22 protein-coding genes are annotated in these 22,085 nt (G+C 64.9%); 11 read left to right on the top strand and 11 right to left on the bottom strand.

Translation table 11 applies throughout. The features are described from left to right. Nucleotides 1-11 precede the first annotated feature (11 nt). Nucleotides 12-803 (bottom strand): IclR family transcriptional regulator, encoded by a 792-nt coding sequence (locus J2808_RS09805; protein WP_309815287.1) that lies wholly within the window; start codon nt 801-803, stop codon nt 12-14. Between the two features lie 102 nt (nt 804-905). Here J2808_RS09805 and J2808_RS09800 point away from each other — a divergent pair, with 102 nt between their 5' ends. After that, the gene (locus J2808_RS09800; RefSeq protein WP_309815284.1) at nt 906-1,112 is read left to right on the top strand and encodes a hypothetical protein; all 207 of its coding nucleotides are present in this window, start codon (nt 906-908) and stop codon (nt 1,110-1,112) included. A gap of 68 nt (nt 1,113-1,180) precedes the next feature. Here the strand turns inward: J2808_RS09800 and J2808_RS09795 are convergent, their stop codons facing one another. Genes J2808_RS09795 through J2808_RS09770 form a run of 6 tightly spaced genes read right to left on the bottom strand, consistent with a single transcriptional unit; the run spans nt 1,181 to nt 7,226 of the window. Further along, nucleotides 1,181-1,492 (bottom strand): putative quinol monooxygenase, encoded by a 312-nt coding sequence (locus tag J2808_RS09795; RefSeq protein WP_309815281.1) that lies wholly within the window; start codon nt 1,490-1,492, stop codon nt 1,181-1,183. Nucleotides 1,493-1,540: 48 nt separating this feature from the next. Beyond that, the gene (locus tag J2808_RS09790) at nt 1,541-2,737 is read right to left on the bottom strand and encodes an ABC transporter ATP-binding protein (protein WP_309815278.1); all 1,197 of its coding nucleotides are present in this window, start codon (nt 2,735-2,737) and stop codon (nt 1,541-1,543) included. Between the two features lie 2 nt (nt 2,738-2,739). Continuing rightward, nucleotides 2,740-3,633 carry a carbohydrate ABC transporter permease gene (locus J2808_RS09785; RefSeq protein WP_309815275.1) on the bottom strand — a complete coding sequence of 298 codons (894 nt, stop codon included), beginning with the start codon at nt 3,631-3,633 and terminating at the stop codon, nt 2,740-2,742. A gap of 4 nt (nt 3,634-3,637) precedes the next feature. Continuing rightward, nucleotides 3,638-4,585, bottom strand: a complete 948-nt coding sequence (locus J2808_RS09780) for a carbohydrate ABC transporter permease (RefSeq protein ID WP_309815272.1) — start codon at nt 4,583-4,585, stop codon at nt 3,638-3,640. A gap of 26 nt (nt 4,586-4,611) precedes the next feature. Next, nucleotides 4,612-5,877: an ABC transporter substrate-binding protein gene (locus tag J2808_RS09775; RefSeq protein WP_309815269.1), complete on the bottom strand. Its 1,266-nt coding sequence runs from the start codon at nt 5,875-5,877 to the stop codon at nt 4,612-4,614. Further along, on the bottom strand, nt 5,874-7,226 hold the full coding sequence (locus J2808_RS09770) for an NAD(P)H-dependent oxidoreductase (RefSeq protein WP_309815267.1): 1,353 nt from the start codon (nt 7,224-7,226) through the stop codon (nt 5,874-5,876). The genes J2808_RS09775 and J2808_RS09770 overlap by 4 nt, the downstream gene beginning before the upstream one ends. Nucleotides 7,227-7,500: 274 nt before the next feature. Between J2808_RS09770 and J2808_RS09765 the strand changes: the two genes are divergently transcribed. Both J2808_RS09765 and J2808_RS09760 read left to right on the top strand, forming a co-directional pair. Then, complete coding sequence (locus tag J2808_RS09765; protein WP_309815265.1) at nt 7,501-8,529, top strand: substrate-binding domain-containing protein; 1,029 nt, start codon at nt 7,501-7,503, stop codon at nt 8,527-8,529. Between the two features lie 174 nt (nt 8,530-8,703). Next, a complete protein-coding gene (locus J2808_RS09760) occupies nt 8,704-9,639 on the top strand; it encodes an NAD(P)-dependent oxidoreductase (RefSeq protein WP_309815262.1) in 936 nt (311 codons plus the stop codon). A gap of 70 nt (nt 9,640-9,709) precedes the next feature. Here J2808_RS09760 and J2808_RS09755 read toward each other — a convergent pair whose 3' ends face one another. After that, complete coding sequence (locus tag J2808_RS09755) at nt 9,710-10,741, bottom strand: NAD(P)-dependent alcohol dehydrogenase (RefSeq protein WP_309815259.1); 1,032 nt, start codon at nt 10,739-10,741, stop codon at nt 9,710-9,712. A gap of 115 nt (nt 10,742-10,856) precedes the next feature. Here J2808_RS09755 and J2808_RS09750 point away from each other — a divergent pair, with 115 nt between their 5' ends. Both J2808_RS09750 and J2808_RS09745 read left to right on the top strand, forming a co-directional pair. After that, nucleotides 10,857-11,588, top strand: a complete 732-nt coding sequence (locus J2808_RS09750) for a TetR/AcrR family transcriptional regulator C-terminal domain-containing protein (protein ID WP_309815256.1) — start codon at nt 10,857-10,859, stop codon at nt 11,586-11,588. Between the two features lie 94 nt (nt 11,589-11,682). After that, nucleotides 11,683-12,054, top strand: coding sequence for a VOC family protein (locus J2808_RS09745; RefSeq protein ID WP_309815254.1), 372 nt, complete (start codon nt 11,683-11,685; stop codon nt 12,052-12,054). Between the two features lie 18 nt (nt 12,055-12,072). Here J2808_RS09745 and J2808_RS09740 read toward each other — a convergent pair whose 3' ends face one another. Continuing rightward, nucleotides 12,073-12,645: an MOSC domain-containing protein gene (locus J2808_RS09740; RefSeq protein ID WP_309815251.1), complete on the bottom strand. Its 573-nt coding sequence runs from the start codon at nt 12,643-12,645 to the stop codon at nt 12,073-12,075. 127 nt (nt 12,646-12,772) lie between these two features. Here J2808_RS09740 and J2808_RS09735 point away from each other — a divergent pair, with 127 nt between their 5' ends. Next, nucleotides 12,773-13,582 (top strand): IclR family transcriptional regulator, encoded by an 810-nt coding sequence (locus J2808_RS09735; protein ID WP_309815248.1) that lies wholly within the window; start codon nt 12,773-12,775, stop codon nt 13,580-13,582. Here the strand turns inward: J2808_RS09735 and J2808_RS09730 are convergent. Continuing rightward, entirely contained in the window at nt 13,579-14,055 is a 477-nt protein-coding gene (locus J2808_RS09730; protein WP_397428031.1) for an SRPBCC family protein, read from the bottom strand. The genes J2808_RS09735 and J2808_RS09730 overlap by 4 nt on opposite strands. A 368-nt stretch (nt 14,056-14,423) precedes the next feature. Here J2808_RS09730 and J2808_RS09725 point away from each other — a divergent pair, with 368 nt between their 5' ends. Beyond that, nucleotides 14,424-15,941: an HNH endonuclease signature motif containing protein gene (locus J2808_RS09725; RefSeq protein WP_309815245.1), complete on the top strand. Its 1,518-nt coding sequence runs from the start codon at nt 14,424-14,426 to the stop codon at nt 15,939-15,941. Nucleotides 15,942-16,082: 141 nt separating this feature from the next. Continuing rightward, nucleotides 16,083-17,780, top strand: a complete 1,698-nt coding sequence (locus J2808_RS09720) for an alkaline phosphatase D family protein (protein ID WP_309815242.1) — start codon at nt 16,083-16,085, stop codon at nt 17,778-17,780. 99 nt (nt 17,781-17,879) lie between these two features. Here the strand turns inward: J2808_RS09720 and J2808_RS09715 are convergent, their stop codons facing one another. Beyond that, nucleotides 17,880-18,845: a matrixin family metalloprotease gene (locus tag J2808_RS09715; RefSeq protein WP_309815239.1), complete on the bottom strand. Its 966-nt coding sequence runs from the start codon at nt 18,843-18,845 to the stop codon at nt 17,880-17,882. A 161-nt stretch (nt 18,846-19,006) separates the two neighbouring features. Here J2808_RS09715 and J2808_RS09710 point away from each other — a divergent pair, with 161 nt between their 5' ends. The 3 genes from J2808_RS09710 (at nt 19,007) to J2808_RS09700 (ending at nt 22,062) form a co-directional block, all read left to right on the top strand. Further along, nucleotides 19,007-19,516, top strand: a complete 510-nt coding sequence (locus J2808_RS09710) for a hypothetical protein (protein ID WP_309815236.1) — start codon at nt 19,007-19,009, stop codon at nt 19,514-19,516. 265 nt (nt 19,517-19,781) lie between these two features. Continuing rightward, a complete protein-coding gene (locus J2808_RS09705; protein ID WP_309815233.1) occupies nt 19,782-20,933 on the top strand; it encodes a metallophosphoesterase family protein in 1,152 nt (383 codons plus the stop codon). Nucleotides 20,934-21,024: 91 nt separating this feature from the next. After that, nucleotides 21,025-22,062, top strand: a complete 1,038-nt coding sequence (locus tag J2808_RS09700) for an LLM class flavin-dependent oxidoreductase (RefSeq protein WP_309815230.1) — start codon at nt 21,025-21,027, stop codon at nt 22,060-22,062. Nucleotides 22,063-22,085 lie beyond the last annotated feature (23 nt).

Below are 22,085 nucleotides of genomic sequence, written 5' to 3'. Positions count from 1 at the left end.
TCCCGGCGGGCTTACAGCTCGCCGGGAAACCTGCCGCCGATCAGCCGGGTCATGTGCTCTGCCGTGGTGAGCAGCGGCTCCACCCAGGCCTCGCACGTCTCCAACGGCATCCTCAGGGTGGGCCCGCTGATGGTCACGGCGCCCACCAGGCTGGCCGCCGAGTCGAAAACCGGGGCGGACAGGCCCGATGCCCCGTCTTCACGCTCGCCCACGGTGATGGCAAACCCGTCCCGGCGGGTCTGTTTAACGGCAACAGCCAGGTCCTCGGACGTGGTGATGGTGGACTCAGTAATCGGCGTCAGGGGATCACGCAGGACGGCGTCCATCAGTTCCGGATCCCACGCCAGCAGCACCCGCCCGGCCGAGCCCGCATACAGTGGTGCGACTTTGCCCAGGTGCATCTCGCGGCGCAGTGCGTGGCGCGTTTCTGCCATGGCCACACAAACCCGGTAGTGCTGCTCCGACTTGAAGAAACAGGTTGTTTCTCCCGTGGTGTCGCGCAGGGTCTTGAGGAGCGGACTGAGGACGTCCACGACTTCCATCCCGCGGGTTGCCGGGGCGGCCCAATAGGCCATCCGCATGCCGATGCGGTAGGCATCCTCCTCGCGGTCAAGGAATCCCTGGGAGGTCAGGTTGGTGACCAGCCGCTGCACCGTGGACGTGGGCATCCCGGTGTGCTCGCGGATGTCGCCCAGCGACAATACCGGCCTGGAGAGGGAGAAAGCATCAAGGATTGACGTGATTTTTCCCAGGACAAGCAGGGGGTTGCTGCTGGATTTGGCTGAGGCATCGGACGGGGGCATGGAACTCACGCTAGACGGTAGGAGCATCCGAATCCACTCGGCACCCACGGGAGGTTCCTGGAACCCAAGGAACCTCCCGCCGTCGTCCTTCTTAGTGGTGCTGTGCAGTCTCCATCGCGTCGATTTCGGCCAGCCTGGCGAGGACCTGGGCCAGCCGGGCGGGCGGCCGAACAGTACGGGCTGGACGCCCGCGACATCCTTGTTGAAGTTGGACGGCGGAAGCTGGTGGGCGGCCAGGACGACATGATCGCCGATGCGGCGCTGGACCTGGTCAGTGCAGCGCGGGTTTTGGAAAGCGCCGGCAGCTGAACTGATGCAAAACAAAGCGGGCGACGGCGGGAGGTTCCCGTCGTCGCCCGCTTTTGTTTTTCCGGTTGTTACAGTTCGCCCTGGTGCGTGGTGCCCGCCGGGATCGGCACAAGGCGGGTAACTTCCACCGGCTTTTCGAGGAGCCCGTCCAGCGAGGCGTTGAGCCGTTTGACGGGGTCGCCGGCGCCGTGGGCGTCCAGCAGCTCGGCGCTTTCCCATTTTTCGATCATCATGATCCGGCCGGTGGGCGATTCATGGATGGCGTACAGCAGGCAGCCGGGCTCTTCATGCACTTCTGCGATAGCTGGGGAGAGCGCAGCGACCACCTGGCGGTAGGTGCCTTCTTTGGGAGTGAACTCTGCGGTGACAACGATGGTCATAGGTGCCTTTTCCTTACTCGTGAAACGGGATCTGCATGGGTGGTCAGGTTAGCCGTGGGATGACAGCATTCCCGCGACGGAGACTTCCGCGGCTGAGACCAGGTTCGCACCCGTATCGCTGTCGAAGTAGCTGGCCATGCCGGCGTTGAGGGCTACTGTGCACGGATCGCCGGTCATCAAGCGGGTTTGTCCCGTTTGGCGGATCCAGATGAGGTCGTCCTGGTTGAGCTCCCACAGTTTCAGGTCAAGCGTCCGGTCGGGCTGGATGCCGATCAGGGTGTCCGCGCCGAGGTCTTCGATTCTCCGGACGGTTCCCTGGATGCCCTGCCCCTCGACGTCGGCGGAGACGGTCAGGTGTTCCGGGCGCAGGCCAAGGGTGACAGCTCCGGTCTCGAGCCGGACACCATCGGGTGCCGGGAGTCGGAGCCCTCCGACTGCCGGCTGCCCGTCGGTGACGGTCGCGGTCATGAGGTTCATGGGCGGGCTGCCGATGAACCGGGCCACGTACGTGTTGGCGGGGCGGGCATAGATTTCCTGCGGTGTGGCGTGCTGCTGCACGATGCCGTTGTGGAGGATGACGATCTGGGTGGCCATGGTCATGGCCTCAACCTGATCGTGCGTGACGTACACGAAGGTCTTGCCGGTCAGCTTGTGCAGCCGCACGATTTCGCCGCGGAGTTCGGCACGGAGCTTGGCATCGAGGTTGGACAGCGGCTCATCGAGCAGGAACATCGAAGGGTTGCGGATGAGGGCGCGGGCCAGGGCCACGCGCTGGCGCTGGCCGCCGGAGAGTCCGCCGGGTTTGCGCTTCGCGTACTCGTCCAGTTCCAGCATGGAGGAAACGCTGTCCACGCGCTCCGCAATGTCCTTGGCGGAACCGAAGACGCGGCGTGCGATGGCGCTGATGCCCGGGATGTGGTGCCAGGCCTTGAACTTGTCCAGGACCAGCGGGAACGCGATGTTCTCGCGGACGGTCAGGTGCGGGTAGAGCGCGTAGGACTGGAAGACGAAGGCGATGTCCCGTTCGCGCGGGCTTTGCCGGTTCACCCGCAGGTTGTCGAAGATGACGTCGCCCTTGGTGGGATCCGTGAGCCCGGCAATGATGCGGAGCAGCGTGGACTTTCCTGATCCCGAGGCGCCCAGGAGAACGAGGAACTCCCCGTTGTCCACCTCTGCGCTGAAGTCGTGGATGACCTGCGTGTCGCCGAAGCGCTTGCTGATGTTGCGTAGTGAGAGCGTTGCCATGATCAACCTTTGACTGAGCCGGCCGTGAGGCCCGAGACGATACGACGCTGGACTAGGAGGAAGAAGATCAGTGCCGGGAGGGTGAACAGCAAGGCCGCGGCCATGACGGAGTTCAGGGAAGTCAGGTACTGGCCGATGAAGGAGGCCAGGCCCACGGACGCCGGCCAGAGATCGCGTTCGGCGATGAACGTCTTGGCCAGGAGGAACTCGTTCCACCCGTCGAAGAAGTTGATGACGGCGGCCGCAGCGATGCTGGGAAGAATGAGCGGCGTGAGGACCAGCGACAGGATGGTGACGCGGGGGCACCCGTCGACGGCGGCGGCTTCCTCGATCTCGTAGGGAATCGCATCGATGGCCCCCTTGATGATCCAAACGCTGACGGGCATCGTGAAGGCGACGTTGGCCAGGATCAGGCCGCCCATGCCGTTGAGCAGGCCAAGGGAAGCGAAGAGGGCGTAGATGGGAACCACCAGGAGTGCTTCGGGCAGCATCTGGGTGGCGAAGAGCAGAAACCCTGCGGCGCCCTTGCCGTAGAACTTGAACCGCGACAGGGCGTAGCCGGCCAGTACCGCGAAGATCAGGGACAGCAGCGTGGTGCCGCCGGCGATGACCATGGAGTTGGTGAGCCATTTGAAGATGGGGACGCTGCCGATGACGTCGCCGAGATCCGCCAGCCGTTCCCAGTGCGGCCACCAGCCCTGGGCCTGGCCATACAGTTCAGAGTCCTGGCTGAGTGCGGTGTTCAGCATCCAGTAGAGCGGGAAGCCCGAGAAGAGAACCAAAGCGCCCAGCATGATGAAGCGGACGGGCTTGCTGAAGTTCCGCTTGCCCGGTGCCTTCAACCGCCGCTTGTGCGGCGCGTGCTGTGTGACTGGGGGTGCTTCTTGTGTAGCCATTGTTCTAGGCCTCCTTGGCGGCGTTGCGCCGTTCCATCATGAAGTAGACAACCGTGACCATCAGGGACAGCACCAGGCCGAGGGCGCCGATTGCTGCCGCGCGGCCCAGTTCCTGGTTGCTGAAGGCTTGCCGGTAGACGTTGACCACGAGGGTGTTGGTGCTGTCGACGGGGCCGCCGCCGGTCAGGAGGTAGATGATCTCGAAACGGCGGATTGACCAGATTGTCATGAGCAGTGTGACCACCCTGACGGTGGGGGCAATGTGGGGCCAGGTGACGGCCTTGAACGTTTCCAGTGCCCCGGCGCCGTCCATGCGGGTGGCTTCGTAGAGTTCACTGGGGATGGACTGCAGTGAGGCGAGCACCACGAGCATGACAAGGGGCATGACCTTCCAGACGGAGGTCAGGACGACGGCAGCCATGCCGTACTTCGGATCCACCAGCCAGCCCTGCTGGCCTACACCGAACACTCCGACCACTTCGTTCAGCACACCGTCGGAGCGGTTGAAGATCCAGCTGAAGATCAACGCGGTGGCAACCGTGGGGACGGCCCAGGGGAGCGTGATGATGGCCCGGACGAGGGTGCGGCCCTTGAACGCCTGGTTCAGGAGCAGGGCTGCCCCTGCGCCGATTGCCACCGCGAAGATGACCGTCGCAGCCGTGTACAGGATGGTGGCACCGAGCGAGTTGTAGAACTGGGGACTGCTGAGAAGGCGGGAGTAATTGTCGAATCCCACGCCGGTGCCGCCGTCGGGCCTGACGAGCGGGGTCTTCGTGAAACTGAGCTGAATGCCCTGCACTACCGGGATAATCATGAAGATGATCAGGTAGATGACGGCCGGGCCGATGTAGATGTATGGCGAGATCCGCTGCCACATGTGGTGCTTGGAAGGAGCGTCCTGGATCTGGGTCGGTGCCACGGCGGGCGGGGAGATCGAAGTTCGGAGCGTCATTGCCCGGGTCCTTTGCTTTGGGTCACTCAGCCAAGGAGCTGAGTTACTTGTTTCTGTGCGGTGGAGAGCGCCGCCGCGGCGTCACCGCCGTCAACGAGGTAGCGTTCCACCTGCGTCATGACTTCGCGCATGATGGCTTTGGTCTGGGCCTCGTAGCCCTTGATGAGCGGGCTCCTCGATTCCGCTGCCAGGTCAATGAACGACTTCGCCCACGGGTTCGCTGCGGCGTAGTCGGGCGCCAGCGGGACGTCGGTGGCCAGGGTTGAAGGTCCCATGGCTTTCCGCAGTGCCGCCTGGCCGGCGTCGGAGCCCACCCAGCCGACAAAGTCGACGGCCAGGTTCTTGTTCTTGCCGTAACCGTTGACCGCCAGCACAATCTCCTGGTGCGCGGACGGCCGGGGGAGCGGAATGCGTTCGGCGAAGCCGATGTCCGCCGAGGTCAGCGCTTTGGAGGAGCGCAGGATGCCGGCGACAGTGGAGGAGACGTCGATCATCATGCCCAGGCGGCCCTCGCGGAACTTGGTGCGCATTGTTGATGCGTCGTCGCCGATTGGCATGGCGCCCGAGCGGTAGATTTCCCCGAACGCCTCGACGCCGGCGATGTTCTCAGCGGAGTCAATCGTCGGGCGTGAACCGTCCGACCAGGATCCGCCGTGCCCGTAGGTCCATACATCGAAGTCCATGAACCAGGAATCGAACTCCGTCATTTGATGGCGGACACCGAACCCGTCCAGTCCCGTGGCGGACCGGATCTGGGCTGCTGCCGAGATCAGTTCCTGTACGTTACTTGGCGGGGTGACGTTGGCCTTCTCCAGGAGACCGCGGTTCCAGAAGAAGTTCCAGTTCAGCCGCTCCCACGTGATCCCGTACTGCACGCCGTTGACCAGCCCGGACTTGTTCGTGTGATTGAACGGGGTGCCCTTGTGCGAGTCGATGACCGAGGTCAGCGGTGCCAGGATGCCGGCGTCGGCCAGCGGGTAGAAATTGACGTCCTGAACCACGAAGACATCGGGCCCGCCCTTGCCGCCGAGCTCGGTGTTGAGCTTGTCCGCGAAGGAAAGGAACGGCGTGGTGCTTTGGGCCAGGCTCGCGGACGGGTTGGCTTCCTTGTAGGCCTGGATTGCTTGCCACATGGCCTCGCCGCGGCCCGGCTCGAGCCACTGCCAGCTGCCAAACTTCAACGTGCCGCCGGCCGAAGCGGCACGGTTCGGGTCGAGTCCTGGACTGGCGCCGCAGCCGGCAAGCAGCATGCTCGCAGCCGCGGCCCCCAGGAAAGTGCGCCTGTCGATCATGTCGCCGGCACCACGTCGAGTGCGAGGGCCTCCGTCTCGCGCCGCAGCTTCAGGGCCTCGTCCAGGGAGGTGTCGATTTCGACGTCGTCCCAGCCAACGATGCCGCCCTCGGGTACGTCGTTGACGAGCTTGACGTGGTGTGCCATGGCGACGGGCAGGGCGCGGTCCCGGACCGACTTTTCGGCTGAGATCAGTTTGCCCCAGACCGTGAAGCCGCCTTCGCCGTCGAGGATTTCCCCGGCGTGCAGGTCCTTCTTGGCACAGGCGACGACGTCGGCGTAGAAGCCTTCCGGAGCGCCGGTGGCCACACCGCGAAGGACTGCGTTGGCGATGGAGATGTTGAGCTCCAGGCCGACGTAGTGGTACGGACGGTAGAGGGCGGCATACTGGCCGGTGGGGTCCGGGTGCCAGGGGTATTCCTGGAAGCAGCCGGAGACGTAGGCGTTGGTGGCCTTCACCACGACGAAGACGCCTTCCTGGGTGTTATGGGGGATCCAGTCGCCGTCACGGGTCACGCTGGACATCACGTCCACGCTTCCCATGTTGCTGAGCACGCCGCCGTCAGCCGAGGGGCGGCAAATCGTGGCGATCTCTTCCACGTTGCCGGGGGTGAATGTCAGTCCTTCGTCGGAGGGGCGAAGGCCCGCAGCGTTGGCCACAGCCGCCATTTCGATCGCAGCTTTCGTGCCGTCACGGAAGGAGGTGTGCATGTTGGGGTTGAGCTGCCCGGAGTCGGTCAGTTCCTTGGAGAATTCCCAGTTTTCCCACACATTGTCCGGATTCATCTGGTGATAGTGCTCAAGATACTTGGCACCCTTGCCTGCGCAGACAACGTCAAAGCCGGACGTCCTCGCCCAGTCGACGAGTTCCCAGATCAGCGCGGGCTGATCGCCGTAAGCCAACGAGTAGACAACGCCGGCGTCCTTGGCCCGCTTGGCCAGGGCCGGACCCGCGAGCGCGTCGGCTTCGACCGTCACCATGATGATGTGCTTGCCGGTCTCGATGGCCCGGAGTGCGTGGTTGATGCCGACGATCGGGTTGCCGGTGGCCTCCACGATGACGTCCAGTTCGGCGTCGAACAGGGCGGAGGCATCGGTGACCACAGTTGTTGCCCTCGTGGCGAGGGCGGTTTCAATGTCTTCGACGAAGGCTTCCTCGGGCCAGTCGACCAGCTTGAGTGCGCCCTTGGCACGCTCCGCGTTGATGTCAGCGATGGCTACGACGTGGATGCCGGGGATGTTCCTGGCCTGGGCGAGGTACATGGTGCCGTAACGTCCGGCGCCGATCAGCCCCACACGGATCGGGGCGCCTTCGGCCTCGCGCTGGGTCAGAAGTTTGTGCAGGTTCATAACTACCTTTCAATGGGTGCGGCTCCATCCGTGTGGATGGCCGGCGGAAAAGCTATAGGGTCCGGCCGCAGCGTTGCGGCGGAAGCTTGGTGTCTTGCTGGGTGTGCTGCCTCAGTCCCTCGCGGTGCTGCGGTAGACAACTGGCTCCGAAGTAAACATAATGGAACCGGTTACACTTTTATTTCACACCTGCTCGACGAGGTCAATACCCTAGTCTGAAAAAGTTCTTGCCGGAGGTTCCGGGGGAGCCGCAGTAGCCGATCAAGGAGTACACGTGCAGAAGCAGCCGACCATACGCGATGTTGCCGCGGCTGCGGGGGTGTCTGTCGCCGTTGTCTCCCGGGTTCTCAATCCGGGATCCGGCCCTGTGGCGGCTGCGACCCGGAGCCGCGTCAGTGAGGTCATGGAGACCCTTGGCTACCACCCCCGCACGGCGGCCCGCGAGCTGAAGCACGGCCCGCCCACCACGCTGGGGCTGCTTCTGGCTGATGTCTCCAACCCCTTCTTTGCCCGGCTGGCAGACCAGGTGGTCCAGGAAGCGCACTCACGCGGAATCCAGGTGCTCCTCATGACCACGCAGGAGGATGACCAGCTGGAGTCCGAGCGGCTTTCCACCCTCATTGAGCGCCGGGTCAGCGGGATCATCGCCACTCCCACCGGGAACAACCTGGAAATCTGGAAAAAGCTTCAGGACATGGGTACTGATGTGGTCTTCGTCGACCGCTCCATCCCGGCACTTCCTGCAGTGGATGTCGTGACCATCAACAACACCGAGTCAGCGCGATCGGCCACGGCGCTGTTGGCCGCACACGGGCACCGCCGGATTGCGATCATCTCGGGCCCGGCGTCGTCGACCACCGGGCGGGATCGGATCGCAGGCTATCGCGAAGCCCTGGAAGCGGCCGGATTGGATCAGGATGACCTGCTCATCCGGTCCGCGGCGTTCCGGGGAGCCGCCGGCGGTGATGCGATGACAGCGTTGCTCAACCTTGAGGATCCGCCCACTGCCTTGGTAGTGGCCAACACCGCCCAGGTGACGGCCGTGCTCCGGCGCCTGGCTCATGCAGGGATTTCGATTCCGGACGAACTCTCGGTCATCGTCTTCGAGGACTCCCCGTGGACCGAACTCATGACTCCGCCCCTGACAATTGTCCGGCAGCCCATCGACCTCCTGGCCCGGCATTCCGTACGGCTGGCCCTTGCCAACGCCAACGGGAAGGCCGCCGGAAAGCCGACCGTTGTCCGGGTCGATGCTGAACTAGTCGAGCGGTCCAGCGTGGCGCGGCCGAAGTTGCGCGTGTAGCTTGCTGGTTCGCTCCTCAGGCGGCGGCTCTGCCCGTCGGCTGAGCCGCCGCAGTGCCTGGGGCCTCTCCGCAGCGTGATTTACATCGAACCGGCGCGCGTGGTACAAAAAGTAAAACGGTTCCACCTTGGTTCCACTCTGGTTCCACTTACGCCCCAACTCAAGGACCTGATCATGACGGTATCCACCCGACCCTCACTCGCCCTTCTCGGACTCGGGCCCATGGGTGGTCCCATGGCGCACCGGCTTTTGGACTTCGACAGCGGCCTCACCGTCTGGAACCGGACGCCCGCAAAAGCGGAACCCCTGGTTGCCCTCGGCGCGCGCGCCGCAACGTCACCGGCAGACGCCGCGTCCGGCGTCGTCCTCACGGTCCTTCCCGATCTTGACCAGGTTGAGTCGCTGCTGCCGGGCGAGTATGGATTGCTGTCCGGCTGGGCAGCCAAGAACATCACCCGGCCCACCCTCGTGGTGCACGGAACGGTCTCGCCGATCGCCGTCGCGGCCTTTGCTGAGCGGCTGCTCCGCAAGCATGGCGTCACGGTCCTGGATGCCCCAGTCAGCGGCGGCACCCTCGGGGCGGAGGAGGGAACCCTCAGCATTATGGTGGGCGGCGACAAAGAGGCGGCGCACTCCGTTGAGCACATTTTCCAGGCCATGGGCACCACGGTGCGGTACATGGGCCCGAGCGGCTCGGGGGCGCTGGCCAAGGCCTGCAATCAAGTCGTTGTGGCCGCCACGGTGACCGCAGTTTCCGAGGCCATGCTCTTGGCGCGCAGCGGAGGTCTCGACCTCGCCGTCATGCTCGAACTGCTCCAGGGCGGGCTGGCTGATTCCGCCGTCCTCCGGCAGAAGGGTAGCCGCTGGATAAGCAGCGACTTCACCGGTGGCGGCAGTGGTAAGAACCAACTCAAAGACCTCGGATTCATCAGGGAAGCGGCAACTGCGGAGGGCCTTGAACTTCCGCTGACCGGCACCGTGACGGAGCTGTTCGGCGAGATGGTGGCCCAGGGTGACGGGGCTCTGGACCATACTGGCATCCAACGGACTTTGGCCCGCCGCTCCCAGGTGCCGCTGATTGGCTCGTTGGCACTGCCGGACGGCCGTTAGCCGCCTGCATTGGAGGCCCCGCCGTGCGGCCGAACCCCTCAGGCTGTTGTATCAGGTTCGGCGTCTGTCCCTAAAGCTCGTGGACACGCAGGACCACATTGCCACGCTTGCGCCCGGTGTCCACGAAGCGGTGGGCCTCGACGACGTCGGCGAGGTGGTACGTCCTGTCGATGACTGCCCGGTACTTGCCTTCCTCCGCGAGGCGCACGAGGTACGCGACGTCGTCGGCGGTGTGCGTGAGCTTGAGGCCGCCAAAAGTGACCAGCTTGCCGCTTCGGCGGCTCTGGCCTCGCGCGCCGAGCATGCCTTTGAGGTCGGCGATGATCAGGAGCAGCGCACCTCCCGGGGCGATGACCCGATCTGCCCTCGGGAACGGGGCGTTCCCCACGCAGTCCATGACGACGTCGTACGTTGTGCCGTCTGCGGTGAAATCCGCCGTGGTGTAGTCGATGAAGCCGTCCGCGCCGAGCGATTCCACCAGCTCCCGGTTGGCACCGCTGCTTACGGCGGTGACGTGGGCGCCGAGGTGCTTGGCCAGTTGGATGGCGGCCGTCCCCACCGCGCCCGAGGCGCCGTTGATAAGAACAGTGCTGCCGGTCTTGATGGCAGCCAGGCCCAGGAAGGTTTTCGCCGTGAGTCCGCCAAAGAGCAGGGTCACGGCCTCCTCGAAGCCCATGTTCCGCGGCTTGGTGGCGATGGGCCCGTTCGCCGGAACGGAGACGTACTCCGCGTGGCCACCGAAGCCTGCCCCGAGCATCGCAATCACCTCGTCGCCCGCCTTGAAGGCGGTCACACCCGAACCGACTGACTCCACCACGCCGGCCACGTCCATGCCGAGAACCCGGATCCGCGGGCGGAAGAGCCCCAAGGTCAGGGCCGTTAGGGCTGCGAGTCCCCGGGGGACATTGCGGCTGCGGACGCGGTGGTCGGCCACGCTGACGGTGCTGGCCATGACTTTGATGAGCACCTCTCCGGCGCGCGGAGCGGGCTGTGCGATTTCCTCGACCCGGACCACGTCCGGCCCGCCGAACCGGCGGTAGGTCGCGGCTTTCATAGTCCGTGCTCCCGCGGCTGTTGTGGCCGCCGGCTGGATGGGGTTCATGCTCGGGCTCCTCGGTTCAATAGGTGTACGTCGTACACCTGCCTGATGCGACTGACACTAGGTGTACGTAGTACACTTGTCAAGTGGAAATGAGGGCCAGCGAAGCAGGGGAACAGTGACTCAGCAGATTGCCGCCGAGCGCCGGGAGCGCCTCAACCGGAAACGGGTGCTGCATGCCGCCGTCGCACTCGCCGACGAGGTGGGGATCGGCCCGCTGAGCATGCGCCGCCTCGCCCAGGAACTGGCCGTGGTGCCCATGGCCCTGTACAAACACGTGGCCAACAAGGAGGAGCTCCTCGACGGCATGGTGGACGTGCTCATCGGCGAAATTGCCCCGCCCGTCGCCGGTGCTGACTGGAAGAACACGGTGCGGCTGCGGGTGCTCTCCGCGAGGCGGGTGCTCCAGCGCCACAGGTGGGCCAGGCGCGTCCTGGAAACCCGCACCAACCCCACCCCCGCTGCCCTTGGCTACATGGACTCGTTCATCGGCATGTTCTTCGCCGGGGGCCTTTCCGTAGACCTCACCCACCACGTGATGCATGCCATCGGAAGCCGGATGTGGGGCTTCACTCAGGAACTGTTCGATTCCACGGCCACTGCAGAGGGCGAGGCTCTCGCTGCGGTGGAGCCGGAAGTCCAGGCTGCCACGTACCAGGAAATGTCCGCCAACTACCCGAACGTCCTGCAGGTGGCGACTGCTGCCAGCCACGACGACGGCTCGGTAGTCGGCAACGGCTGCGACGACCAGTTCGAGTTCGAGTTCGCCCTGGACCTCCTCCTCGACGGCATCGAACAGCTTCACCTGCGGGACTACAACTCCACAGCCGCCCGGCTCGAGCGGGGATAAACGCAAGCGCACGACGGCGGGACGTCCCGCCGTCGACCGCTTGCGTCTGTGGGTATCATCGGAGCATCCGTCCCCTTTGAGAGTGGAGTTACCCATGCAGCTCGGCGCCTTTTCGATCAGCCTCGCCGTCAAGGACATCGCGGCTTCAGCCGCGTTCTACGAGAAGCTTGGCTTCACCAGCTTCGGCGGCGACATCACCCAGAACTGGCTGATCCTGAAGAACGGCGAGACCGTGATCGGGCTCTTCCAGGGGATGTTTGAAAAGAACATGCTCACGTTCAACCCGGGCTGGAGCCAGAACGCCGAATCGCTGGACTCGTTCACCGATGTTCGGCATCTGCAGAAGGAGCTCAAGGCACAGGGCGCCGAGTTCGTTTCCGAAGCTGACGAAGCCACCACCGGGCCGGGCAGCTTCATCGTGGTGGACCCAGACGGCAACCCGGTGCTCGTGGATCAGCACGTCTGAGCTGCTTCACAGGCCGTACTAGGGCAGCCTTGACGCCCTTAACATAGAGGCCTCGCCGGCCCGTTCGGGCTCCAGCGGCACGGGGCTGATCAGCACGGCCGGGCCCCGGTGCAGGACCCCGTCCGTGAGCGGCTGGCAGCGCACGCCGCCACGGCCGCGCATCGCCTTGTGCGCCCCGGGTGCGAGCATCTGGTCCATCCACGCACAGGGGTTGGCGGGCCGGCCGGCCTTGAGCCGAACCTCTTGCCCATGTGATTCCAGCGCGAACTCCCCGCCAATCAGGGGAGCGAGGTGGGCACCCCGGAGGACAACGTTGCGGCGGGTCAGCAGCGGGTCGAACGGGGCGGCGCCAAGCTCTGCCGCCATCGCTTCGAGGGCCTCGATGGAAATAAGGGTGACGGCCGCATCCATGTGCGCAGCCTTGCCGAAGAACCGGTCACCGACGATTCCCTTGCCTGCCACCAGCTCAACACTTTCCGCGTCTGTGGTGGGGACGTTCGCCGCACCTTCGCGTGCGCGGCCGAAGTAGGCATGCGCCGGCGACACCAGGAGGTGCAGGATTTCAACGTTGTACCGGTAGGTTCCTGTCATGTCCTAAAACTAACCTCCCTTTTGCGTACCTCGCATAGGATCGGAAACGTGGAACTCACCGAGAGGGAGCTGCAGGCACCCTCTATGGCGGGCAAGCAAGCCGCAAAACTACTTGAGGGTACGGATCATGGCTTCGAACAATGACCGCGAAACCGACGTCGACGCGGACGCAGGCCAGCACGGCGGCGTCCAGTCCGTGGACCGGGCCCTGGCGGTCCTGGAGATCCTGGCGCGGGACGGCCATGCCGGCGTGAGCGACATCGCCGAAGAGATGGGCATCCATAAGTCCACAGTCTCCAGGCTGCTGGGGTCGCTGGTGATCCGGGAAATGGTCCACCAGAACAGCGACCGCGGAAAGTACCAGCTGGGCTTCGGCATCCTCAGGCTGGCAAGCTCCATCCCGGGGCGGCTCAGCCTGGTCCGGGAAGCCCGGCCGTTCATGGAGAGCTTGGCGGACCAGTTCAAGGAAACCGTGAACCTCGCCGTGCTGCGCTCCAATTACGCCGTCAACGTGGACCAGGCCATGGGGCCGTCCACGTTGGCAACGTATGACTGGGTGGGCAGCCTGACCCCGCTTCACGCCACATCGAGCGGAAAGGTCCTGCTGGCGGCCCTGTCCGCGGATGAGCGGGACCGGATCCTAAAAGCGACTGGGTTGCCGGCCCGGACTCCGCGGACCATCACCAACCGGGGAAAGCTGGAGAACGAGCTGATCAATATCGCCCGGGACGGCTACGGCGTCACCCTGGAGGAATTCGAAATCGGCATCAACTCCATGTCCGTGCCGGTGTACAACCACCTGGGAACGGTCATTGGCGCCATCAGCATCTCCGGGCCTGCCTTCCGTTTCGACCCCGAGAAGGAGCCGGGACTCATCGACGGAATCAAGGAGGCAGGCCTTCAGGTCAGCGCCAAGATGGGCTACACCGGGAGTTAAAGCCAAACCGGGGTTGAGCTTGTCGAGATCCAGGTTTCGACAAGCTCAACCACCGGCTGCTGTTGCTGCATGTAGACCCGGTGGAACAGTTCCACCGGGGCGCTGACGTCCTTGCCGCTTCCCACGACGCTCGGCACATACAGCCAGTCGCATTCAACGATGGTGTGGTCCGCGGACATGGGGAACATGCCGTGAATGATCACGTGGTCCGGGATCAGGTTCACAACCACTGTGGGCTTGATGGTGATGGCGTAGTAACGGCGGTCCTGGTCATCTTCGATTGCCGGAATCAGGTCCATCCCCTCGGAACCGTCGATGGTGAAACCCTCGATATCGCTTCGAACTCCGCGCCGTGGCCCACGAAGTACTGGGCAGCCAGGCCGTCGGCGAACTCCGGCAGGACCTCCGTCAGTTCCGGGTGGATGGTGGCGCAGTCGTAGCACTCCATGAAGTTCTCGATGATGAGCTTCCAGTTCGCCTTCACGTCATAAGGGATGCGGCGGCCGAGGCTGAGGTTGGCGACGTCCTCGCCTTCGATCGCCTTCAGATCGCCCAGCCGCTCCTGAAGGCGCCATGACCTCTTCTTCGAACGACGGCGGCTGCCGCGAGCCGCTGTTCGGTCCCGGCATGGAGCGGCTGCGGGGCTGACGCTTCGGGGGTTGTGCGGCTGAACACAAGCCGAGGGGTTGCCGGACCGGCAGCCCCCGGTTTCCGCGGGCCACGCTCGTTCCCGCCCACCGCCAGGGTGTGGGCACTCTGACGCACGCTTTCGAAACCGCCGCCCGCCAGCCGTGAACGGCGGTCTCGCTTGAATGTCAGTGCCTCGTTGGATGATGGGTTTATGGCAAAAGCGGCGGTGGCGAAGGCGTTTGAGGACATCAATGCCGCCCTTGCCGTGCTCAATGCCGAACTGGACGGGGATCCTGGATCTGGTTCCGAGCCGACGGGTGCTGACCCGCTGGCCGCTCTGGCGGATGGTTGCCTGGACCTCCTTGCCGGGGTCCGTGCGGTGGAGGCCCGGGTGGCCGCTCTGAAGGCCCGGGCTGCCGTGCAGTACGCGGACACTGCCTACGCTGTCGCGCCGCCGGATGCCCCGGTTCGGGCCGTGGAGATGGCGGTGACCGCGGAGGTCGCGTGTGTCCTGACCATCGGTGACCGGGCCGCCGGTTCGCTGCTGAACCAGTCCCACATGCTGACCACAGTGTTGCCGCTGACCCTGTCCGCCCTGCAGGAAGGCACCCTGTCGTGGCAGCACGTCCGGGTCATGGTGGACGAAGCGGCCACCCTGGACCGTCATGGTGCTGCGGCGTTGGAGGCCCACTTCCTGGACCCGGACGCCCCGGACGCGGCCGGCGGCTGCCCTGCGGGGGAAATGCCGGCATCCCGGTTCCGGCACAAGGCCCGGACCTGGCGCGAACGCCACCACGCCGAGAGTATCGAGGCCCGCCACGCCAAAGGCGTCCTGGACCGGCAGGTCTTGTACGCCCCGGACCGGGACGGGATGGCCTGGCTCTCGGCCTACCTGCCCGCGGACCAGGCCGCCGCGATCTGGAACCGGACCACCGCTCTCGCCCGCGGGCTGCAGGGCCCCGGCGAGGACCGCACGCTCACCCAGCTCCGCGCCGACGTCCTCGCCACCGCCCTCCTGACCAGCGGGAACCCGGTCGGCAACGGAAACCCGGAAGGCAACGGAAACCCGGAAGGAAGCGATCCGGGGCACGTCCCGGCGCCCCGGGCCCAGGTGCTCGTGACGGTTCCGGTGTTTGCGCTGCTTGGCGCCACGGAGGAACCGGCGATCCTGGATGGCTACGGCCCGATTCCGGCCTCGATGGCCCGGGACCTCGTGGCGGACGGGGCCGATTCGTTCTACCGGGTCCTGATCGACCCGCGGGACGGGGCGCCGCTGGAGATCGGTCGGACCAGCTACCGGCTGACCAAGGCCATGCGGCAATGGCTGCGGCTACGGGACGGCAAGTGCCCTTTCCCGGGCTGTTCCAACCAGTCCCTGGACAACGAAGCAGACCACCTCCTCGCCTGGGCCAAGGGCGGCACCACCGGCGTGGCGAACCTGGGCCAACCGTGCCCCAAACACCACCGCCTCAGACACCTCATCAACTGGCAACCCACACCAGCAACCAAGCACGATCCACCCGGCTGGACATCTCCCACAGGCCGGCACTACAAAAGCGAACACCAGGACTGGGAACCGCCACACTGGCCCGAACCAAACCCGAAAGCGCGCAAAAACGGGCACCAACTCCCAGCACGGCGAAAAGGCGGCGGCCACTCGGACTTCATCCACCTCGGGCTGTCCCTGGGAGAAGACGGCCTGGAACGAATCCTCCACGCCACCGCCTGACGAGTGCCCAAGAGCAGCGGTTGGCGGACGGTGGTTGAGGGTTTGGCTAACGGTGGTTGACCTTGTCGGGACTCGTCGGAGTTCCATGATTCTTTGGCTGCGCCCATGGTTGCCGCGAGCCGGAACGGGTACAACTGAGTCATGACGACGTCCTCCCTGGTGCTCGGTCCCATGATGCGGTACGTGGATGAGACCTCCGCCAGCATCTGGGTGGAAACCCGAACTGCTGCCCGCATCACCGTCCGCGCAGCTGACCGGAACTGGGAGGCTCGCTCCTTCTGCGTGCACGGCCATCACTACGCACTGGTGGAGGCGGAGGGACTGGAGCCGGGATCGGTGCTGCCTTACACGCTGGAAATCGACGGGAAAGAGTGCTGGCCCGATCCTGACTCTGAATTTCCGCCGCCGGTGATCGCGACGCTGAAGCCCGGCAAACCGCTGCGACTGGCCTACGGTTCCTGCCGCACCAGTGTCCCGCATGACGCGTCCGGCAACCGGACGCACGGCATCGATTCGCTCCGCGCCTACGCGCTGGCGATGGCCTCCGACGGTGACCTTCCGTGGCCGGACCTGGTGGCCTTTCTCGGAGACCAGGTGTATGCCGACCTGACCAGCGAACAGATGCAACAGTTCATTCGCGCCCGCCGCGACATCGAGGTACCGCCCGGCGAGGAGCTCAAGGACTACGAGGAATATGCCCACCTCTACAACCTGGCGTGGTCCGACCCGGCGAACAGGTGGCTGCTGTCCACCCTGCCCAGTGCCATGATCTTCGACGACCATGACATCCGCGACGACTGGAACGCCTCGCTGAGCTGGAAGAAGAAGATGGAGGCCACCTCCTGGTGGCACGGAAGAATTGTCTCAGGACTGGCCTCCTACTGGGTCTACCAGCATCTGGGTAACCTGTCTCGCGAGGAGCGGCTTGACGATGCCATCTGGCAGCGGATCGCCCGGCACAAGGGCGAGGACGAACTGGACGTCAGCGCAGCCCTGGACGACTTGGCTGACCGGGCAGACCAGCAACCGGAATCCTACCGATGGAGCTTCTGCCGGGATTTCGGTGACACACGGCTCATTGTGGTGGACTCGCGCGCCGCCCGGGACCTGACCCCGGACAACCGCGCACTGGTCGACAAGGCTGAAATGACCTGGCTCGACGGGCAGATGCGCGGCGGATTCCGCCACCTGCTGGTGGCAACGTCCCTGCCATTCCTGTTGCCGATGGGCCTCCATCATGTCGAGTCGTGGAATGAGGCCGTTTCCGAAGGGGCATGGGGAAGGCGCCCCGCCCTGGCCGGCGAGAAGCTGCGCCAGGCGGTTGACCTGGAACACTGGGCCGCTTTCCAAAAGAGCTTCCGGCAGGTGGCCGACATGGCCACGGAGGTCGCCGACGGCCAGCGCGGCCCGTCCCCGGAAACTGTCACCTTCCTGTCAGGGGATGTTCACTTCTCCTACGTCGCGGAGGTGCAACGGTCCTCGGGAAGCCGGATCATCCAGGCGGTCTGTTCCCCGATCCGTAACCCCCTTCCGCGGCTGATGAGATACTTCGGGGCCGTCATGGCCTACGGCCTGGCTGCGCCGATCGGAGCCTTGGTGGCCCGCTCGGCGCGTGTGCCGGATCCGCCGTTTCGCTGGAAACGCGTCGAGGGGCCTTGGTTCACCAACAATCTGGCCACCCTTGAGGTTGTGCCGGAAGGGCTGAAACTGTGGTGGCAGACAGGCGTTGTGGATGGCGGCAATGAGCTGCACCCAAAGCTCGAACGCGTGGCCTCCCTGACCATTGCTCCCCGAAGGTCGCAGGAGCGCGCGCCACAAAGCGGACGAACATTGCTTTGAAGGGTGTGTGGATTCCCTCGCTATGTTTCCTTGGGGAACGGACGACGGCGGGGGTCCCGCCGTCGTCGGCTGTGGAAACCAGTGCGACCCGAACCGCGGTCACAGCCGCGGTACGCACGCCCCGGTTCCCAGCAAAGCCAGCCCAGCGCGGTCGCCGGCCCCGAAGTCGTACTGCCCGGTGTTCTCCTCATGCATCAGCTGCGTAGGGTCCTTGACGTGGTCCAGCCCCAGGACGTGAGCCAGTTCGTGCATGATGATGGCGCGGACCAGAAGAGGACCGTCCGCCCGTGCCAGCGTTTCTGACAGGTCAGGAGCGTCCAGTGTCACCTGACCTGTCACTGAAACGTAGGGTTCGCCCGGGATCTGGACTGACGCACTTCCGCCTGTGCCCGCAACCTTGCCCGCAAGTTCGGGTGCCTCCTTGGGCGTGGACCAGGTGATCAGGACGGGGGCCCATTTTTTGCCATACCGCTCAGGCTGGTAAGTTTCACGAGTTTCCGACGGCCCTTCGGCCGTGATTCCGTCGTAGACAAACCGCAATCCAGAGGCAGCGGACACTGCGGCCACGGCCTCCTGGATGAGTCGGTCCGTGCCCCGCGGTGCATTGTCCGGCCGGAGAACGTAGTGCACGGGGCGGCACGGATCGAAGGCAACAAAGGGCTGGCCCGGGTCCGGCGACTTCTGCAGGACGTAGGCCGTCGATCCGCTGGAGGCTGGCGGCATTCCAAGCGGGGACGACGCCGCCTCAAATCCTGGCGGTGGCACGTTGGCCCCGGGCAGATGGGGAGCAGCGGCCGGCAGCACATACTGATCGAACAGGGCCGGTGAGAAATACAGACCTACTACCAATGCGATGCCCATGACCGTGGCGAACCGCTTTTTCCATTTGCGCGCGCGGACCGGCCGCTTCCAGACGTGGGCGGCGTGGACTTGTGGAACGGGGCCGCCCCGCCAGGGGTCGAGAGGTGGCAGCTTGCCTTGTGCCTCATCGATGGCCCATTGCGGAATGCGCCCGCTGGGCGAACGGCGGATGCGCGGACGACCGTCGTCAGAATCTGAACCCACCAGTTTCCCCCCTTGCCGCCACGTCCATCTCCGTTGATGGTTAGCTCAGCTCAGCATAGTGCCCGGACCAGCAGCGGACTACGGTGCACTTGTTCCCGCCTGGACTTGGCTTCCACGGATCATGGGTAACGGCATGATCTCCTGGGGCGTACGATCGGCCCATGATGGACGCTGACGAAGCTGAGCTGAAGCGACAGATGGCACGTCAAGTGCCGCACCTGCGTGAGCTTGGAGCGCGAACGCTTGAAACATACGCCAAGGCAGGAATCCTGGAGGCCATCCCCGACGACTCCTGGCCGGTGGCTGACGCCTTGTTCAAACGACGGGACAACAGCTTTACGTACCACCCCCACGGGGCTGTGTACTTGAACATCACGCGGAAAGGGGAGCTTCAGCTCGCCCTCCCGGACGGTGCAGTTCCGCTCCATGACGGCATGATCCAGTACATGGAGCTGGCCCGTGAGGCGGACCTGGATTCCGGCCCTGCGGAAGGCGCCACAGAGTGGTTCCCGCCGCCGCGTTTTGTCCTTGTTGCGGAAACTTCCCGGCTCTACATCGAATCGGCCGCCCTCAGCGGCAGCTCGGGAATCACGGCGGGCCTCGTGCCCTTGGAGCAGTACGTGGAGGAGAGGGCACAGCTGTTTGTCGAAGGGTTCCAGGCGGCTCTCTGAGCTCTAGCCTTCTCGGGTACGGGGTACGGGGTACGGGGCACGGTGTAAGAGGTAAGAGGTAAGAGGCAAGAGGCAAGAGGCACGGTGCACGGGGCTCGGTCGGAGGCCGTCGGCCACCAGGAAAGCTGCTGTTCACGGCCCCGAAACCGTGTGGTCCCGGGGCGTTGGTCCGCGGCGTGAAGTCTGTTAACGCACACGCTCAGTGCCCACCAGGCGATAGCCCGGTTGCCTGAGCAGCCATTGACTGGACCGAGGAGAACCCCCTGTGTTGGTAAGAAGCGCTGTCACCGCCTTTGTGGCATTGATGTCCGTCACCGGACTCGCGGCCCCGGCCGCTGTTCCTTCCACCGGACTCGCGACCCCGGCCGCTGTTCCTTCCGCCGTCCGAGCGGCGCCGGGTGTCGTTCTCAACACCGGCCATTCTCCGGCCGTGGGCGAGGTTCTACGCGGCACCGCCAGCCTCCCCGCCTCAGACGAGGCTTTCAGCTTTGGGGTCATCGGCGACATCCCCTACGGCACCGCTGAAATCGCCAAATTCCCTGCTCGCATCAAGGACATCAACGCCGATAGCGAGCTGAAGTTCGTAACCCACGTGGGAGACATCAAGAACGGGTCATCCGTCTGCTCGGACGACTACTTCCAGCACATCCGCGCCGAGTTCGACACCTTCGAGCACCCCCTGGTCTTCACTCCCGGCGACAACGAGTGGGTGGACTGCCACCGCACCAACAACGGCGCCTACAACCCGCTGGAGCGGCTGGACAAGCTGCGCGAGGTCTTCTTCAACGAACCCGGCAAGACGCTGGGCGAGACGATGCCGGTCAAATCACAGGAGGGGCTGGGCCTGCCGGAGAACGTCCGCTTCACGCAGAACCGCGTGGATTTCTCCGTGGTGAACGTCCAGGGCAGCAACAACTCCCTCCAGCCGTGGACCGGCCTGGGCGAAACGGCTGCGACGCCTGAGCAGCTGGCCGAAGTTCAGCACCGGACGGCGGCCGTCCTCGAGCAGATCCGCGCCACCTTCGGCGACGCCACGCGCCGCAATGACCGTGCCGTTGTTCTCATGACCCAGGCTGACATGTTCGATCCGGCACTGCTCGACGCAGCCCTGGCCAACCCGGACACACTCTCCGGATTCCGCGAGATTGTCCAGGCCATCATCAACGAGACCAACCGTTTCGACGGCCCGGTCTACCTCATCAACGGTGACAGCCACGTCTACGCCGAAAACCAGCCGCTGGCCGAGGACTCACCTTGGCTGACTGTCTACGGCCAGGAAACCGCCGCCGACCATCTGCAGCGCATCACCGTCGACGGATCCGCCAACGCCACCAATTATGTGAAGTTCACCGTCGCCGCGAACAACTCCAAGCGCGGCGAGATCCTGTCTTGGGAAAAAGTCCCGTTCAGCGATTAATCGCCGCGGTGAAGCGGACGACGGCGGCGCCTCCCCGCCGTCGTCCGCTTGCCTCGGGAATGAATCCAGAAACTTGAATGTTCAAGCAACTATGGACTTTGGCATCTTTACCTTCGGCGAACTAACCCGAAGCGTCACCACCGGCAGTGCACTCTCACCCCAGCAGCGGCTGAAGGAGATCATCGAACTCGCCAAGCTGGCGGACCAGGCGGGGCTCGGCTTCATGGGCCTGGGCGAGCACCACCGGCACGACTTCGCACTCTCCGCCCCGGAAATCGTCCTCGCAGCCATCGCGCGGGAAACCACCAACCTCCGGCTCAGCACTGCAGTCACCGTGCTGTCCACGCAGGACCCGGTGCGGCTTTTCGAGCAGTTCGCCACCCTGGATCTCATCTCCGACGGCCGCGCCGAGATTATTGCCGGCCGCGGGGCGTTCATCGAGTCCTATCCCCTTTTCGGGCACGACACCGCCGACTATGACGGACTGTTCGACGAGAAGCTTCGCATGCTCCTTGAGCTCCGTGAGAGTGCTGTCCTGGAGTGGAAGGGAAGCCTGACCCAAAGCATCCCCGGCATGGACATCGCACCCCGGCCCCTGCAGGAGAAGCTTCCCGTCTGGGTGGGCGTGGGTGGAACCCCGGCCAGCTTTGCCCGTGCCGGCAGGCTCGGGCTCCCGCTCTTCATCGCGCTGCTGTCCGGCCCGGAGCGTTTCCGCCGCCTGGCCGAGCTCTACCGGCAGAGCGCCGATGCGGCGGGCCACGATGCTGCCGCCCTGCCGGTGGGTGTGGGTGGGCACTTCTACGCCGCGGCTACATCGCAGCAGGCGCGGGACACCTTCTACCCGCACTACCGGGCTTATTTCGAGCAGAACATGCCGCGCAACGTGGACCATTTCCCCCGCACCACCTTCGATGACTGGAGCGATCCGGGCGGCGGACTGCTGGTGGGAAGCCCGCAGCAGGTCACCGAGAAGCTCCTCGAGATCCAGCAGACGCTCGGCAACAGCCGCTACATGGCGCAGATCGGTTTGGGTGGCCTGCCGTTCGCCGAAACGGCGCGTTCCATTGAACTCCTTGCCACCGAAATCATGCCCGCCGTCAACCGCGAGCTGGGCGCCGGGGTTACCTAGGCGCAACGGGGGTCGATGGCGGC

The organism is Pseudarthrobacter sulfonivorans (genome assembly GCF_031454915.1).
GTDB lineage: Bacteria > Actinomycetota > Actinomycetes > Actinomycetales > Micrococcaceae > Arthrobacter > Arthrobacter sulfonivorans_C.
The sequence above is the reverse complement of the archived record's forward strand: the minus strand, read 5'-3'. Positions and strand labels throughout refer to the sequence as shown.